Genomic DNA, 14,488 nt, shown 5'->3' with positions numbered 1-14,488 from the left:
TCGTGTTTCTAGCTGCAAAAATAAAAAAGCGATGGGAGAAACCCATCGCTTTGAAAATATAATTAAGTATTACTCTTCGGGGCTTGATATACTTGCCGTAGCAGGAGGGATACCTTCATTAGGTGTCATGTCCTCATTAGGACGTTTCCCTATCAAGCGCTCAAGGTCGTCTTTAAATAAGACTTCTTTTTTCAATAACTCTTCTGCAAGTACATTTAGTTGGTCTATATGCTCGGTAAGAAGCGCTTTTGCTCTACTGTACTCTGCTTGTATTAGTCTTCTTGCTTCCTCGTCTATGATCTTTGCGGTCTCCTCAGAGTATGGTTTGCCTGTAGGGTACTCTTGTTGAGAATCGTGGAAAGATACATTACCCACTTTGTCGCTCATACCATATAGGCTTATCATTGAGTAGGCCATTTTTGTAATACGCTCCAAGTCATTTTGTGCACCTGTAGATATCCTACCAAAGGTTAGCTCTTCCGCTGCTCTACCACCAAATAGTGCAACCATTTGGTCGTTCATTTGCTCAGTAGTATATAAGTATTGCTCTTTAGGCAGATATTGTGCATAGCCCAATGCCGCAACTCCACGTGGTACAATAGATACTTTTATCAATGGATTAGCATGCTCCAAGAACCAGCCACATATAGCGTGACCAGCTTCGTGATAGGCAATGATCTTCTTCTCTTCAGGAGAAATGATTTTGTTCTTCTTCTCCAAACCTCCTATCACACGGTCGATAGCATCGTTAAAGTCTTGCATATCTACCTCTTCCTTATTTTGCCTTGCGGCTATAAGTGCTGCTTCATTACAAATATTAGCGATGTCTGCACCAGCAAAACCAGGTGTTTGAGCAGCTAATTTTTTGATATCTAAATTGGCAGATACTTTTATTGGCTCTAAGTGCACTTCAAATATCTTAGCTCTACCTTTTACGTCTGGTATGTCAATGGATATTTGTCTATCAAAACGGCCAGGACGTAGAAGAGCAGTATCTAATACATCAGGTCTGTTGGTTGCTGCCAAAACAATGATTCCTGTATCACCACTGAAACCATCCATTTCTACCAATAGTTGGTTCAGTGTGTTTTCACGCTCATCGTTACTCATTACAGCATTCTTGCCTCTTGCACGTCCTATAGCATCTATCTCGTCAATGAAGACAATACAAGGCGCTTTTTCTCTAGCTTGTTTAAATAAGTCACGAACTCTACTAGCACCTACACCTACGAAAAGCTCCACAAAATCAGAACCCGACATAGAGAAGAAAGGTACTTGAGCTTCTCCTGCTACAGCTTTGGCTAAAAGTGTTTTACCTGTACCTGGAGGGCCTACAAGTAGTGCTCCTTTAGGTATTTTACCACCCAGTGCCGTATATTTTTTAGGGTTTTTCAAGAAGTCTACTATCTCCATTACCTCTACCTTCGCCTCATCAAGACCAGCAACGTCGTTGAAAGTAACAGTTACTTTTGTACCCTTCTCGAATAATTGTGCTTTTGATTTACCGATATTGAAGATACCTCCTGCGCCACCAGGTCCTGCACCTCCACCGCTCATCTTCCTCATGATGAAGAACCACATTGCGATCAATAATATTGCAGGTAGTAAGAAAGACTGTAGCATATCTGTCAACAGGCTACGGCGCTCTTCATAGAAGATAGGCACTCTCGCACTCTTATCTACATTCGCTTGAGCTTCCTTCATGTCTTCGGCAAACTGCTTGCCAGAGCCTATTCTGAATTTAAAGGCATGACTTTTTTCAGATGCAGTAGCAAATGGAGATTTTTTCTCTCCTTCTTTTGTTTCTTTTTCAGCACCTTCCTTTAGGAAAACCTCGACTTCTTTGTCATTGACCACAATTACCTTTTCTACTTTGCCAGCATCTAAGTATTCCAGTTGAAAGTCTAAGAAGCTCATTTCTTTAGCATTGTTACTAAAACTATTGCCAAAAAACTGTGCTCCTAGTAGTAAAACTAAGATGATACCGTATACCCAGTAAATATTAAATTTTGGTCCCTTCTTTTGATTTTTTCCATCGCCACCAGGTGTCATACCCGGTCTCTGTTTATTATCTTCCATTATTCGGTTACTACAGTTAAAATAATTTTTTAGTTGTCGTTATGCTCCATTTTCTCAGCATCAGCCCAAAGGCTTTCTAAGTCATAGAACTTTCGGTGTTCCTTTTGAAAAACATGAACAACAACGTTCACATAATCTACTAATGTCCATTCCTCTCCTTTCTCTATATGATAAGGTTTTTCGTTACAGTTTTCTCGTACAGCGTCTTCTATACTTTCGGCGATAGCTTTTACTTGAGTTTTGGATTGCCCTTCACAGAGAATGAAAAAATCTGAAACGGCTTCCGTAATATTCACCAAATCTAGTGAAACAATATTTTCTCCTTTTTTATCTTTGATAGCTTCAATGATAGTGGTAAATAACTCACTATCTCTTGTAAGCCTATTGTTAGTTTTTTTGCGTCCTTGAAGCGCGTTTATAATTTTATCCAAATTGCGATTAGTATGTTATATGTTTGGCAATATATTTATAAAATAGTCAAAATTAAATAATCTTTGGCAGTAAACTTACAAGCCATGTTAGATGCTCCAATAATTGAATTAGATACTATCGATAGTACCAATAACTATGCCATGAGGCTTATTGATGCCGATACGGCACTAAGCGGTATGACAATTATTGCCCGCTCTCAAGAGCAAGGCAAAGGGCAGCACGGAAAACATTGGTTTGATGAGCCAGGTTCTTGCCTCTTAATGAGCATTATTATAGCTCCTAATTGTAAATTAGATAGCCAATTTGCCTTTAATGCTGCAGTTGCGGTAGCAATTGCTGATGTTTTAACAGATATTTATGAGCATTGGAAGGTAAATATCAAATGGCCAAACGATATAATAATCGGTGACAAAAAGGCAGGGGGTGTTTTGATCGAAAACGTGGTAAGAGGCAGCAATTGGGCATACAGTGTCATAGGTATAGGATTGAATGTGCTACAGACAGAAATGCCTGCAGATGTACCACATGCTACATCTTTAAAAATAGCCTCAGGAAAGAACCTAAGTATCTTAGAGCTAAGAACTAGACTGAGAACAAAAATTATACAAAGATTATCAAGGCATATAGTTGCTGCTGATATAATGGAAGAGTATAATGGCTATCTCTATCAAAAGGAGGAACGTCAGCAATTTCTTGAAGAGGAACAGGTGTGGGAAGGAAAAATAAAAGGAGCAATAGATTCGGGTTTGTTAGCAGTAATGACTAGTGAGAAAAATATCCGATTTTTAAGGCATGGTGAAGCTACTTGGGTTTGGAAGTCTAGCTCCTCAAAAGCGCCGGTAAATGAATAAGACAACTCAGGATAAAAGAATAACGTTACTGCATATTGCGCTACTTATTATTGCGCCGATAATTGTTTATACAAAAGTCTTTGATGCTGGTTTCATGTCTTGGGACGACATGGATTATGTGTTCAACACTGCAGATATTCATGGCTATTCTTGGGCGCATTTTCAAAATTGGTGGACTGATTTTTATTTGGGTAATTATCAGCCATTACCCGTAATGACCTATGCTCTGGATTATGAACTTGGTGGTCAAGAGCCATTTGTCTGGCATCTGCAAAGTATTATTTGGCATATAGGCGCTACGCTCATGCTGTATGCATGTGTTAAAAGGTTGCAGGGCAATACATGGATAGCATTGTTTGTTGCTTTATTGTTTGCTGTACACCCTGTACAAACAGAAAGTGTGTCTTGGATAGCAGCAAGAAATAAAGTGATGTATGGTTTCTTGTTCTTCTGCGCTATTTATATTTACATCGGCTACCTTACGGACAATGATAAGCGCAAGCTGATATGGATATACTTAATTGCCATTGCTGCCTATCTCTGTAAGATATCGGCTATAACTCTACCTTTTACTTTATTTGCCATAGATATATGGATGCGCAGACCATTTAAAGGTAAAACCATATGGGTTGAGAAAATACCATTGATACTATTATCCGTTCCTATTGGTATCATTACGTTACAAGCTCAGGAAGAGGTAGACTTCCTAAGTTTGCATCCCGAGTTTACAACATTACATACTATTGTTTATGCAGGCTACGCTTATGTGCAATATCTTATCAATTTAATAGTGCCTGTTAAGTTATCTGTATTATATCCATACCCTACAGGTATAGGTGCCATACATATAGTATATACGGTATTAGCAGTAGCGATCGTTGTGTTGGGTATAGTGGCATTTCGTAAAAAATGGTACATGCTTGCGGGTGGTATTGTTTTCTTTACTATGAATATTGCTATCGTACTACAGTTTGTACAGTTTGGAGAGGTGCTAATGGCAGACAGATATCTTTATGTAGCCTGTGTAGGAGTATGGTTGCCTGTGGTACATTATTTATATTATTTCTTTACTCGACCAAGTGTTAGGTATTTGCCAGCAATAGTATGCACTCTACTTATAGCTGTGTTTTTCGCAAGTGCTTACAATAGGAATGATATTTGGCTGTCGGAGCTAAACTTTTGGAAATCTGTCATTAAAAAATTCCCTGAATCGTCGATAGCACAAAGTAGCTTAGGTGGTATCTTTTTAAACCAAGGGGTTAACTCAGAGGCTAAAAAGTATATAGATGAAGCAATTAGAATAGATGATAAGAACTATAAAGCATGGTACAATAGAGGTTCGCTCTTACTCCGAAAAAATAAACCTCAGGAGGCTTTAGCTGCATTAGATAAAGCGATCTCCATTAATGAATATCCTAAAGCGCTATTTACAAGAGCATTGATATACCAGCAGTTGGGTAGATGCAAATTTGCAGTACGTGATATAGATAAAGTGATAAAAAAAGAAAGTTGGAATGCAAAGGCCTATTACATAAAGGGAGATTGTAAGGAGCAGGAAAATAATTTGAAAGAGGCTATTTATTATTACAACAAGGCGATAGATTACGATGCAAGTGAACCTTTGTTCTTCATGAAAAGAGGTGTGGCCGCTGCTAGGATGGGTAATTTTAAACAAGCCATCACCGACTTGAGTTTGGCGATAGAGCTAAGGAATAACTATGCAGAAGCATGGTACTGGAGAGGTATTGTGAAAAGCCAAACGGGGGAGATGCCTTGTCATGATCTAAACCAGTCTAGAAACCTTGGTTTTGATTTGGCAGAGAAAGCACTAATAGAGCTATGCAATAGTTATTAGGAGCGCTAAAACTTCATCTTTGCCCAGTTCTCTAAGAGTTTTTTCCCAACGGTAGTTCCCACAGATTCGGGGTGGAACTGTATACCAATACATGGATAAGTATCATGTGTAATGGCCATTATTTGGTTGTCGTCGTTAGATGTAGCTATGGTTGATAATCCTGTTTGCTCCAAGTTGGTAATGGCTAGAGAATGGTATCTCATAGCCTCAAATGATGTAGCCACATGCTCAAAGAGTTGGTGCTTTGTATGAGTGAGTTTACTCGTTTTGCCATGCATTGGGTAGGGGATGTGTATTAGCTCCGCACCAAAGAACATGCCTATGGCTTGATGGCCTAAGCATACGCCCAGTATAGGAACGGTTTTGTGAAAATGTTGAATAACATCCATACAAATGCCTGCCTGCTTAGGTGTCTCCGGACCGGGAGATATGATGATACGTTTGGGCTTTAGCTCTTCTATTTGCTCAATAGTTATTTCGTCATTTCGGTACACAATACATTCGTTACCCGTTTGCAGCAGGTAGTGGTGCAGTATATGCGTGAACGAGTCGTAATTATCAAGGAGTATCCACATGTTCAGGTAGTATTTGGTTTACCTTGGAGAAGAATACTTCTAAATCGCCAAAGACATTTTTTATCATAGGTATTAGATAGCCTACTTTATCAGCTATCCAAGGTGCTATAGGGCGTATATAGGCATAGGTACTGGACTCACTGATGTGCTGCGGTGTGATGAAGTGGATCTCGGTGCCTAACCAGAGCAAGGCACTCCACACTACAGCTCCCATAGCGGCATACAATAAGCCACCAATGGTTTTGTTGAGCCAGCCAAGCATAGCAGCTTTTAAAGTAGCATCTAGCGCTTTAGCGATCATTCTTACTATGATGACAACGCCCACGAATAATATGATATAACTAACGATCTGGCTCCAACCACTAGTTACTATATCTTCTTCCAGCAGGTAAGTTGCCAAACGTTCAGACAGTCTTAATGCTGCAAGTGTACCTAGTATTAATGCTAAAACAGAAAACGCGGCTATAATGATTCCCTTCATATAGCCGCGTATGAAAAATGCAATAATTATTGTTATCGTGATGATATCCAATAACATTAAGCTAATAGTCTTTTTACCGTTTCCGATATTGCTTTACCGTCTGCTTTACCTGCAAGTTTTTTGGTAGCAGAGCCCATTACTTTACCCATATCAGCTGGTGAGCTGGCGCCTACTTCTGCTATTATTGCCTTTAGCTCTGCTTCAATTTCTTCAGCAGTAAGTGGCTTTGGTAAAAAACGTTCTATGATAGCAAGCTCTTCCCTTTCCTTTTCTGCCAAGTCCTCTCTGTTTTGTTGCTCGTAGATCTCTAAAGAGTCTTTACGTTGCTTGGCCAATTTTTGAAGCATTTTTAGTTCTTCTGCTTCTGTCATTTCATCTTTACCGCCAACAGCTGTTTTCTCTCTTAAAATGCCTGATTTTATATCACGTAATGTTCTTAAAGCAGCTTGGTCTTTAGCACGCATAGCTTGCTTTATCTCTTCCATTATTCTTTGCTCTAATGACATATCGTAGTGTTTTTGTTATAGATAACTATGTTTATTGATCCTGATTTTCACTGGCTGCAAGTGCATCGCTGGCCTTCTTCAAAAAGTCTTTTGCAAAAGCTCTTAACTCATTGGCTATTTCTTGGTTCTTCGTAGCACGGATATAGGTTTCTGCCATGCCATGAAGTGTTTGGTAGTAGAAATCGTTCATCTCATCTACCATCATCTTTTTTGTCCAAAGGTCAATACGCAAAGCCGATTTTTCGTTGCCATCCCACATGCCCAGTAGCATTCCTTTCGCTTGCTGCATACCTTCCACACCACCATCCGGAGCATTCCATTGAATGGTTTCCGGCATTTTGTCCTCATCCAACTCTATTTGGATATTGATATTTGATTTTATACTCATGTTATAAACTTATATAAGATGCAAAAGTAAGATTCATAAAATTAATTACCAGTCCATTTGTCCAATTGTTTAACACAAGCGGCTATATCCTTTGGTAGCGGTGCTTCGGCACTAATGGTAGTCCCATCTTCTTTTTGGAAACGTAGCTTTGAGGCGTGTAGTCCCAAACGCGCTAGTATTGGTTTCTCCTGTTCATATTTAGAAGAGAGTTTATACTTTTTTTTGATAGCAGACAAAAGAAAAGGTTTGCCATCGCCATAAAGCTCGTCGCACACCACAGCATGGCCTATCGACTGCATGTGTACCCTTATCTGGTGTGTACGGCCGGTGTATATGCGAATATATAAGAAGCTGTATAATGGCCATTTTTTTACTACTTCATATTCTGTAATAGACTCCTTACCCTTCTTGGCTACTATCATTTTCCCTTTCTTGGCAGGGTGTTCTGCTATAGGCTCTTCTATTCGGGCCGCATTTTGTATTACATGCCCGTTTACTAAACAGCTGTAGTATTTCTCCACCTTATGGTCCTGAAATAGTTTAGAGAGATATTTATGTGTAGCTTCATTTTTAGCAAAACAGATAGTCCCGCTTGTCTCTCTATCCAATCTATGTACTACCCAGATCTTTTCATTACGTTGAGCTTCTAATAGTTTGTTTAACGATGGTAAGTTATCATCGAACCTGTCAGGTATAACCAAAAGCCCCGCAGGTTTATTGACGATCAGCAGATCGTCGTCTTCAAAAAGTAATTCGATTTTCACTACTCAATTTTTAAAATATGCTTTGAGGCTATGATCTTCCATTTGCCTCATTTCTTTCTGGTCTTTTGCAGTTTTGTCCTTAAAACCACACAGGTGCAAGGCGCCATGAAAAATTACACGGTGCAATTCTTCCTGATAAGTGGTGCCATGGGTTTCTGCATTTTCAGCAATACGGTCGGTACTTATATAAAGTTCTCCTATTAGTTCGTCTTCTTGTTCTGTAAGGTCAAAAGTAACGATGTCTGTATAGGTGTCGTGGTTGAGAAACTGCTTGTTGATGGTGAGCAAATAGTCATCATTACAGAATATATAGGTGAGGTTTACTTGTTTTACCTCCAAGTGTTCTCTGATCAAATCATTTAAGTATGCAGACAGCTTTCTCCTTTGTTGGAGTTTTGCATTTACCTCTTGCTCATAATAGTGTATCGGCATCAAAAAAAGATTTGTGCAAAGGTCGTGAAAGTTTTTTTAGCTGTACCTTTGTATTTATATATTGTAGATAAATAGTATGAGTGCAGTTGAAGAATCGGTAATACGCCTGTCTGACTTGCCTAAGGGTAAAAAAGCAGTCATTAAGCATCACGAGCAAAGTGATTTTCAGCTTACGCTGATGGAAATGGGCTGTGTTCCCGGAGAGCCTGTATGGATAGAAATGGTAGCCCCAATGGGTGATCCGATGGCTATTAAAATAGCTGGCTATCATTTGAGCCTGCGTAAAAAAGATGCCGAAAGTATTTGGGTGGCTTTGGATCGATAGTAAATACTAACAAACAAATCATCTTACGACTTGCTCGTGTCGGTAGGTTTTAATTACATTTGTCCCCATGCACATCGGCTTATACTTCGGTAGTTTTAATCCCATACATATTGGTCATTTAATAGTTGCCAACCATATAGTTGAGAACACGGAAATTGATAAATTATGGTTTGTAGTATCTCCGCACAACCCGTTAAAAGATTCAAATTCACTGCTTAACGAGTATGACAGGCTACACCTAGTGCAATTGGCTATAGAGGATAACCCGAAGTTTAGAGCAAGTAATGTTGAGTTTCAACTACCTAAACCGTCTTACACAATTGATACCTTGACATATCTTTCCGAGAAGTTTCCATTAGAACGTTTTTCGGTAATTATGGGATCTGATAGTTTTCAAAATATCCATAGATGGAAAAACTTTGAGCAGTTGATAAATAACCATGATATTATTATCTACAAAAGGCCAGGTTATGAAATCGAAGATACCCATGGTGCAGATATAACTATTCTTGAAGCCCCCTTGCTGGAAATATCAGCCTCCTTTATCCGAAATCAAGTAAAAGAAGGTAAGTCTATCCGTTACCTTACTACAGAAAAAGTATGGCGGTATATTGATGAAAATAATTACTTCAAAAAATAAGAACTAGTCTTCTACAGGTTCGCCAACAAATTCTATTCTATATACCTTAATAAGTAGTAGTAGGTAAGAGATAAGTAAAGGGCCGAAGATGAACCCCATAAACCCAAATAAAGGCACACCTATAATGATGCCCAGCATAGTTGTGACAGGGTGAATGTCTCCCAGTTTTTTCAGAATTGTGAAGCGAAGCACATTATCAACACCCCCTGTTATTACGAAGGAATAAATGGCTAGCCAAATAGCAGCACTAGTATCGCCTATTGCAAAAAGATATATACAGATAGGCACCCACACTATCATGCACCCTAATAGCGGTACTATGGAGAATATGCCTGTTAGTACTCCCCAAAGGATATAAGCATCTACCCCAAATATCCAATAGCCTATAGCTGCAGCAATGGCTTGACTAGCTGCAAGCACTGGTATGCCAATGGCATTAGAACGTACCATAGTTCTTGTAGCATCCCAGATGTCATTTACATTACTCTCCTTAAGAGGGGTGTAAGCTTTGATGTGTTTTTCCATTTTAGCACCTTCCAGCAGCATAAAGTAGAGGATGAATAAGGCCAATACGCCGTTGGTCAAGATATTGGCTGTGGCGCCAAGCACGGCAGGTACTGATGCTGTTATGTCTTGTGCTATAGATAGTAATTGCTCTGATGTAATAGAAAATGGAAGTTCTAACTCTTGTATCTTTTGAGATACCATTTGTATGGTTTGTTCCAGTTCTTTCTTATTGCTAAGTACCTTATTGAGCTTAGGGAGTAATAGTTGTATCAATAAGATAACCGGTAAGGCAAATAAGAGAATGGAACCCAAAATAAACAAGGATGCTGTTAGCCATTTATTCCAACCTTTTTGTTGGGTGAGTTTCATATAGCGCTCGCGAACAAGGATGTATAAAGTAATGGCGCCCAACAGCCCTGGAAAGAATGCTGATAGCTGCCAGCTAATAGCAACACCAAGAAGGAGTATTAATACCAGTAGTATTAATCGTTTTACACTTTCGTTATTCATAAACAGCATTTCAAAAGTAAGTGGTAGGTATTGTAAAATATAGTTAAATAATTGTGTTTTATATTGATATTGGGAATTAATGTTTTATATAATATACCAGCTACACTAGCTTTGTATTAATATTAATTTTCTAAAAGATCATATTATGGCAAATACAGGAAAAACTATTGCAACACTATTGATAGGTGCTGCTGTTGGCGCAGCAGTAGGTTACGTAATAGCAATGGATGAGGATAAAAGACAAAAGAGCATTGATAAGATAAAGGATACATTCAACGACTTGAAAGATAAAATATCAGAAAAGTCGCAGGATATAGAAGAGGAAATTTATAACTCTTAAATCCTATTATTTGCATGTTTGATAATCTGCTAAAATATTTTGAAGTAAAACTAAATAGTGCCAAGCTATCACTTATTGAGCGGGTAGCTATTATCATGGGCTTTTGCATGTTCATGATGGTATGCATGTTCATCACGCTCATTATACTGATACAGTCTGGCTTGGGCTTAGGTAGTCTTATGGCTGAATGGATAGGCTCTGAAGCTGGTGGATATTTTCTTACTGCTGGTATCTATTTGTTGTTGTTAGTTGTAGCTATTCTGTTCAAGAAAAAGCTGTTACGGTTTTTTGTTAATGTCTTTGTTGGTCTACTTACTGACGGACAGGACGAAAAGGAAGAGGAGTAGGTTATGAGGTTGTATCATAAAAAGATAACTAATATAGAGCAGCTAAGGACAGAACGTAAAAAGCTGGATAAACAAGCTACAGAGTTGTTGCCTGATATTCCTTTATTCAAAAAAGAGGATAAGGAGGCAGCATCTTTTCTCAGTAATACTAAGCTTTTGTCTTTGGCATTGCCTTTATTAAAACAAGCTTTGAAAAACTATGATAATGCAACGCTAACCAAAATTACTGCCAAGTTTATAGGCAAGTATTTGAAATGGGAAATAAAAGCAACATTATTGAATGCTTTATTAGATCTTATTATCCCAAGTAAGAAAGCCAAAGAAAAAACAACCAGCTAAGCCTTATCATGTAAGGCTATAATAGGAATGTCTGCCTTTTTTACTACAGCGTTTGTATTGCTTTTATGAAATAGTTTCTCAAAAAAGCTATGGTTATGTGGTATCATGACCAACCAGTCTATTTGCTCTGCTTTTACGAAATCAAGTATCCCCTCATCTATATCCTCATTCACCACATTATGGTATTGAGGGTTTACTTCCTGCAACAATTCATGTAGTTGTTCCGATTGGTAAGGAGTATCTGTGTCAAAATTTTTATTTTCCTTATCTACGTTAAGAACATGTAGTTGACTATTGGTTTTATTCACTAATAGTTTTATCCTTTCTGCGGGTAGCTTTTCAGCTATATGTTTATAGTCGCAGGCGTAGCATACATTTTGTATAGTTTTGTAACTGAGCCCTTTGGGAATTGCTATTACAGGGCAGTGTATATGTTTTAAGGCATTTAGCAGATTGCTGCCTAGCCATGAGATATCGTCTTCTCGACTGCTATTACCTATAACAATAAGCCAAGGATGCTCTTCAGCAACATAAGACTTCAAATTGTCTGTAATATCGCCATAAGTAACAAAACCAGAAATTGCTACCCCTTCATATTGTAGTTTAAGTTCTGAAAGTAGTTTGTCTAGTTGCTCCTCCGCCAAGTTTTTGCCCTCTTCCAAAGGCATTATCGGCATCGGGTTGTCATTAAAAGCTACCGGTATAGCATAAGAGTGTATTACCACTACAGAAGCATTGGTGTCTTTAGCCATACTACAGGCATAATGCACTGCATTTTGCGCAATAGTTGAAAAGTCGGTGGCGGTTACGATTACAGACATAAGTATTCATTTTTTCGGCAATGAAAAATTACAGAAAAAATGAGTACTTATTGCTTATAAGCAATGATAAAATAGTTAAGATTTATTTCCCTTTCTTGGTGATGCCTTCAAAAGCTTTCACAAATACCTGAGCAAAGGTGTTAACGATTATACGTATATCCATCCATATACTTCTATTTTTCAAGTAGTATATATCCCATTGGATACGTTTACGAAGCTCACGTTCAATGGTGATTTCACCGATATAACCTTTTATTTGCGCCATGCCAGTCATGCCAGGTACCGACTCGTGACGAAGGTTATAATATGGAATAAATTGAGAATAGTATTCAGTATGATAAAGCATGTGCGGGCGCGGACCAACAATGCTCATGTCACCTAATAGTACATTGAAAAACTGTGCGGTTTCGTCAAGGTGTGTCAAACGTAAGAACTTACCTACAGAAGTAATACGTTTATCATCACTTGTTGCTTGCTTCTTATCTGCATCTGCATTTACATGCATGGTACGGAACTTAAAGCAGTCAAATTCCACTCCTTTGTAGCCTGTTCTCTTTTGAATGAAAAACACAGGCCCTTTTGAAGATAGCTTGATAAGTAAAGCCACGATCGGGTATACCCATGACATTACCAATAAGATAAATGTCATTGATATAATGATGTCCATCACACGCTTGATACTCGCATAATAGGCAGGTGGTTGATACACCATATACCTATTGTTGATCTCACGGAACATCTCACGGATTTCCGTAATATCAGACTGAGGTGTCGCCGAACGCGATGGCTGAACTTTGGGCAGTTTTACTACAAATGGCTGTTCCATCTACAAATAATCCTAATTTTTACACTGTTAATCCTTTTTACAGCAAAAACCGTGTCAAAAATCAATTTGAGCGCAAATTTCTATAAATATTTTTTAAAAGAGTAATTTAAAAAAGGGTATTATCTAATTATTAACCTTTTTAAGGACGATATTCCAATACAGAGAAGAGAAGAAACTGTAATATATAATGCCTGCTTGCGTTTGTAGGGCTGCTTCTTGCATGAAAAATAGGAGTGCTACGATATGGAAGATTAAAAAGGCATTAAGATTGTCTTTTTTGTTAATGTAAAAAAAGGGTAGTACCGCAATAAGTAACATTAATATAAGACCAGGTAGCCCTATCATCACAAAAGCCTGCATATACATATTGTGCAGGTTGGCATTATGGAAGGGCGAATACCATTTTTCAGGGTTCCTCATGTTGGGAATACCATAGTCCGCCATTCTCTCGTTTTGCAGATGTTGGGCATCTCCGTTTCCTGCTCCCGTCAGCCAAAGGTTATTTTCCGAAATGTTCTCATAGCCTAGCCTCCATAGAAAGAGCCTAAGGGTAAGGTTGCTGAATTGGCCTTCTTCTACACCATGGTAGTCTTGTCGCCATGCCAAACCTGTATCCATTTGTATAAGGTTTTGATAGCGTTGTTTTATAGGGTTATCTGTAACAAGTAAAGAGGTGCCAAGTAGAGCAAGCGCAATAGCTGTTACGGCAACCTTGACCTTAGAGAAGCTTTTAACTGCCTTCTTACCATAAAAAGGTATTAATACCAAGAAGAAAAGTAAAATGAGCATTCTTGACGATAGTAGTACAAAAAAGACTATCTGTAATATGGTGAAGGCTATCTTTAGGTATTTAAATTTTCCCTTCCAGTAGTACTCCCATTTGTGAAAAAGAAGTATTCCAAGAGAGAATATAGTATACCAAGCTTCGTAAACAGCATTGGCTTCAAGGCCATTGATAAGATCGTGATAAAAGAAAACATGTGTGCCAGCACCACTTTGCCAAAGATAAATGGCCTGCGATAAGCAACCTAGGCTGATGAGAGACATAGCAATTACAAAAGCCAGAAATATCTGCTCCAACTGTTTGGAGGTGATAGACATACCCGCACCAACGATTACGGGCAATATCAGTATACTAAGCTTCGACTGTAGGTCGAAGAGAGATTGGTCTTTATTTTCGCTATAGAAGTAGCTAATGGCATGTAGTAAGAAGAATCCGACCCATAGCCACAATATTTTTCGCTCTTTTAGGTTTGAAAAAGTAGTTTTGAACTGGAATTGTACCAGCCAGCTTACTATTAAAAAGATAGTTGCTATAGCCCCATACATGTATGGGAAGGGGATGGTAAATGCCAATAAGCACAAGCTGATTTGAGGAAGAGCCTTATACCAAGATGCTTTTGACATAACTGTAAAAGTAGCTGATTAAATAGTAATTTTACAACCTTTTTAGATTAAATAGACGTTACT

Annotated in this window: 19 protein-coding genes; 7 read left to right on the top strand and 12 right to left on the bottom strand. The window is 38.4% G+C overall.

Going from position 1 to position 14,488, the window contains the following annotated elements; genetic code table 11:
- Window positions 1-69: 69 nt before the first annotated feature.
- The gene (ftsH, locus tag R2800_14485) at window positions 70-2,079 is read right to left on the bottom strand and encodes an ATP-dependent zinc metalloprotease FtsH (protein ID MEZ5018263.1); all 2,010 of its coding nucleotides are present in this window, start codon (window positions 2,077-2,079) and stop codon (window positions 70-72) included.
- Window positions 2,080-2,108: 29 nt separating this feature from the next.
- Complete coding sequence (rsfS, locus tag R2800_14480; GenBank protein MEZ5018262.1) at window positions 2,109-2,510, bottom strand: ribosome silencing factor; 402 nt, start codon at window positions 2,508-2,510, stop codon at window positions 2,109-2,111.
- Window positions 2,511-2,573: 63 nt separating this feature from the next.
- Between rsfS and R2800_14475 the strand changes: the two genes are divergently transcribed.
- Both R2800_14475 and R2800_14470 read left to right on the top strand, forming a co-directional pair.
- On the top strand, window positions 2,574-3,362 hold the full coding sequence (locus R2800_14475) for a biotin--[acetyl-CoA-carboxylase] ligase (protein ID MEZ5018261.1): 789 nt from the start codon (window positions 2,574-2,576) through the stop codon (window positions 3,360-3,362).
- On the top strand, window positions 3,355-5,217 hold the full coding sequence (locus R2800_14470) for a tetratricopeptide repeat protein (protein ID MEZ5018260.1): 1,863 nt from the start codon (window positions 3,355-3,357) through the stop codon (window positions 5,215-5,217). Before R2800_14475 ends, R2800_14470 begins: the two co-directional genes overlap by 8 nt.
- Window positions 5,218-5,222: 5 nt before the next feature.
- Here the strand turns inward: R2800_14470 and R2800_14465 are convergent, their stop codons facing one another.
- From R2800_14465 to ybeY, 6 genes are read right to left on the bottom strand one after another with little or no spacing between them, the layout of a single operon-like run.
- Window positions 5,223-5,792: an aminodeoxychorismate/anthranilate synthase component II gene (locus R2800_14465; GenBank protein ID MEZ5018259.1), complete on the bottom strand. Its 570-nt coding sequence runs from the start codon at window positions 5,790-5,792 to the stop codon at window positions 5,223-5,225.
- Window positions 5,776-6,330, bottom strand: a complete 555-nt coding sequence (locus R2800_14460) for a CvpA family protein (protein ID MEZ5018258.1) — start codon at window positions 6,328-6,330, stop codon at window positions 5,776-5,778. Before R2800_14460 ends, R2800_14465 begins: the two co-directional genes overlap by 17 nt.
- A complete protein-coding gene (locus R2800_14455) occupies window positions 6,330-6,779 on the bottom strand; it encodes a GatB/YqeY domain-containing protein (GenBank protein ID MEZ5018257.1) in 450 nt (149 codons plus the stop codon). Before R2800_14455 ends, R2800_14460 begins: the two co-directional genes overlap by 1 nt.
- Window positions 6,780-6,810: 31 nt before the next feature.
- Complete coding sequence (gldC, locus tag R2800_14450) at window positions 6,811-7,167, bottom strand: gliding motility protein GldC (GenBank protein ID MEZ5018256.1); 357 nt, start codon at window positions 7,165-7,167, stop codon at window positions 6,811-6,813.
- A gap of 41 nt (window positions 7,168-7,208) precedes the next feature.
- Entirely contained in the window at window positions 7,209-7,931 is a 723-nt protein-coding gene (locus R2800_14445; GenBank protein ID MEZ5018255.1) for an RluA family pseudouridine synthase, read from the bottom strand.
- A gap of 3 nt (window positions 7,932-7,934) precedes the next feature.
- Entirely contained in the window at window positions 7,935-8,363 is a 429-nt protein-coding gene (gene ybeY, locus R2800_14440; protein MEZ5018254.1) for an rRNA maturation RNase YbeY, read from the bottom strand.
- A gap of 76 nt (window positions 8,364-8,439) precedes the next feature.
- On the opposite strand from ybeY, the gene R2800_14435 reads away from it, so the two are divergent.
- Window positions 8,440-8,688: a FeoA family protein gene (locus R2800_14435; GenBank protein MEZ5018253.1), complete on the top strand. Its 249-nt coding sequence runs from the start codon at window positions 8,440-8,442 to the stop codon at window positions 8,686-8,688.
- Window positions 8,689-8,755: 67 nt separating this feature from the next.
- Entirely contained in the window at window positions 8,756-9,328 is a 573-nt protein-coding gene (gene nadD / locus R2800_14430) for a nicotinate (nicotinamide) nucleotide adenylyltransferase (protein ID MEZ5018252.1), read from the top strand.
- Window positions 9,329-9,331: 3 nt separating this feature from the next.
- Here nadD and R2800_14425 read toward each other — a convergent pair whose 3' ends face one another.
- Complete coding sequence (locus R2800_14425; protein MEZ5018251.1) at window positions 9,332-10,345, bottom strand: AI-2E family transporter; 1,014 nt, start codon at window positions 10,343-10,345, stop codon at window positions 9,332-9,334.
- Window positions 10,346-10,490: 145 nt separating this feature from the next.
- Between R2800_14425 and R2800_14420 the strand changes: the two genes are divergently transcribed.
- From R2800_14420 to R2800_14410, 3 genes are read left to right on the top strand one after another with little or no spacing between them, the layout of a single operon-like run.
- Complete coding sequence (locus tag R2800_14420) at window positions 10,491-10,685, top strand: YtxH domain-containing protein (protein MEZ5018250.1); 195 nt, start codon at window positions 10,491-10,493, stop codon at window positions 10,683-10,685.
- A 14-nt stretch (window positions 10,686-10,699) separates the two neighbouring features.
- Window positions 10,700-11,032, top strand: coding sequence for a hypothetical protein (locus tag R2800_14415; protein ID MEZ5018249.1), 333 nt, complete (start codon window positions 10,700-10,702; stop codon window positions 11,030-11,032).
- Between the two features lie 3 nt (window positions 11,033-11,035).
- Window positions 11,036-11,371 (top strand): hypothetical protein, encoded by a 336-nt coding sequence (locus R2800_14410; GenBank protein ID MEZ5018248.1) that lies wholly within the window; start codon window positions 11,036-11,038, stop codon window positions 11,369-11,371.
- On the opposite strand, the gene R2800_14405 is transcribed toward R2800_14410, so the two are convergent.
- The 3 genes from R2800_14405 to R2800_14395 form a co-directional block, all read right to left on the bottom strand.
- Window positions 11,368-12,192, bottom strand: coding sequence for a universal stress protein (locus R2800_14405; GenBank protein ID MEZ5018247.1), 825 nt, complete (start codon window positions 12,190-12,192; stop codon window positions 11,368-11,370). The two genes, R2800_14410 and R2800_14405, sit on opposite strands and share 4 nt — an antisense overlap.
- An 82-nt stretch (window positions 12,193-12,274) precedes the next feature.
- Window positions 12,275-13,018, bottom strand: coding sequence for a sugar transferase (locus R2800_14400; protein MEZ5018246.1), 744 nt, complete (start codon window positions 13,016-13,018; stop codon window positions 12,275-12,277).
- A 123-nt stretch (window positions 13,019-13,141) separates the two neighbouring features.
- A complete protein-coding gene (locus tag R2800_14395; GenBank protein ID MEZ5018245.1) occupies window positions 13,142-14,425 on the bottom strand; it encodes an O-antigen ligase family protein in 1,284 nt (427 codons plus the stop codon).
- Window positions 14,426-14,488 lie beyond the last annotated feature (63 nt).

It is taken from the genome of Flavipsychrobacter sp. (assembly GCA_041392855.1).
Classification (GTDB): Bacteria; Bacteroidota; Bacteroidia; order Chitinophagales; family Chitinophagaceae; genus UBA5543.
This window is presented reverse-complemented; position numbering and strand designations above follow the sequence as displayed.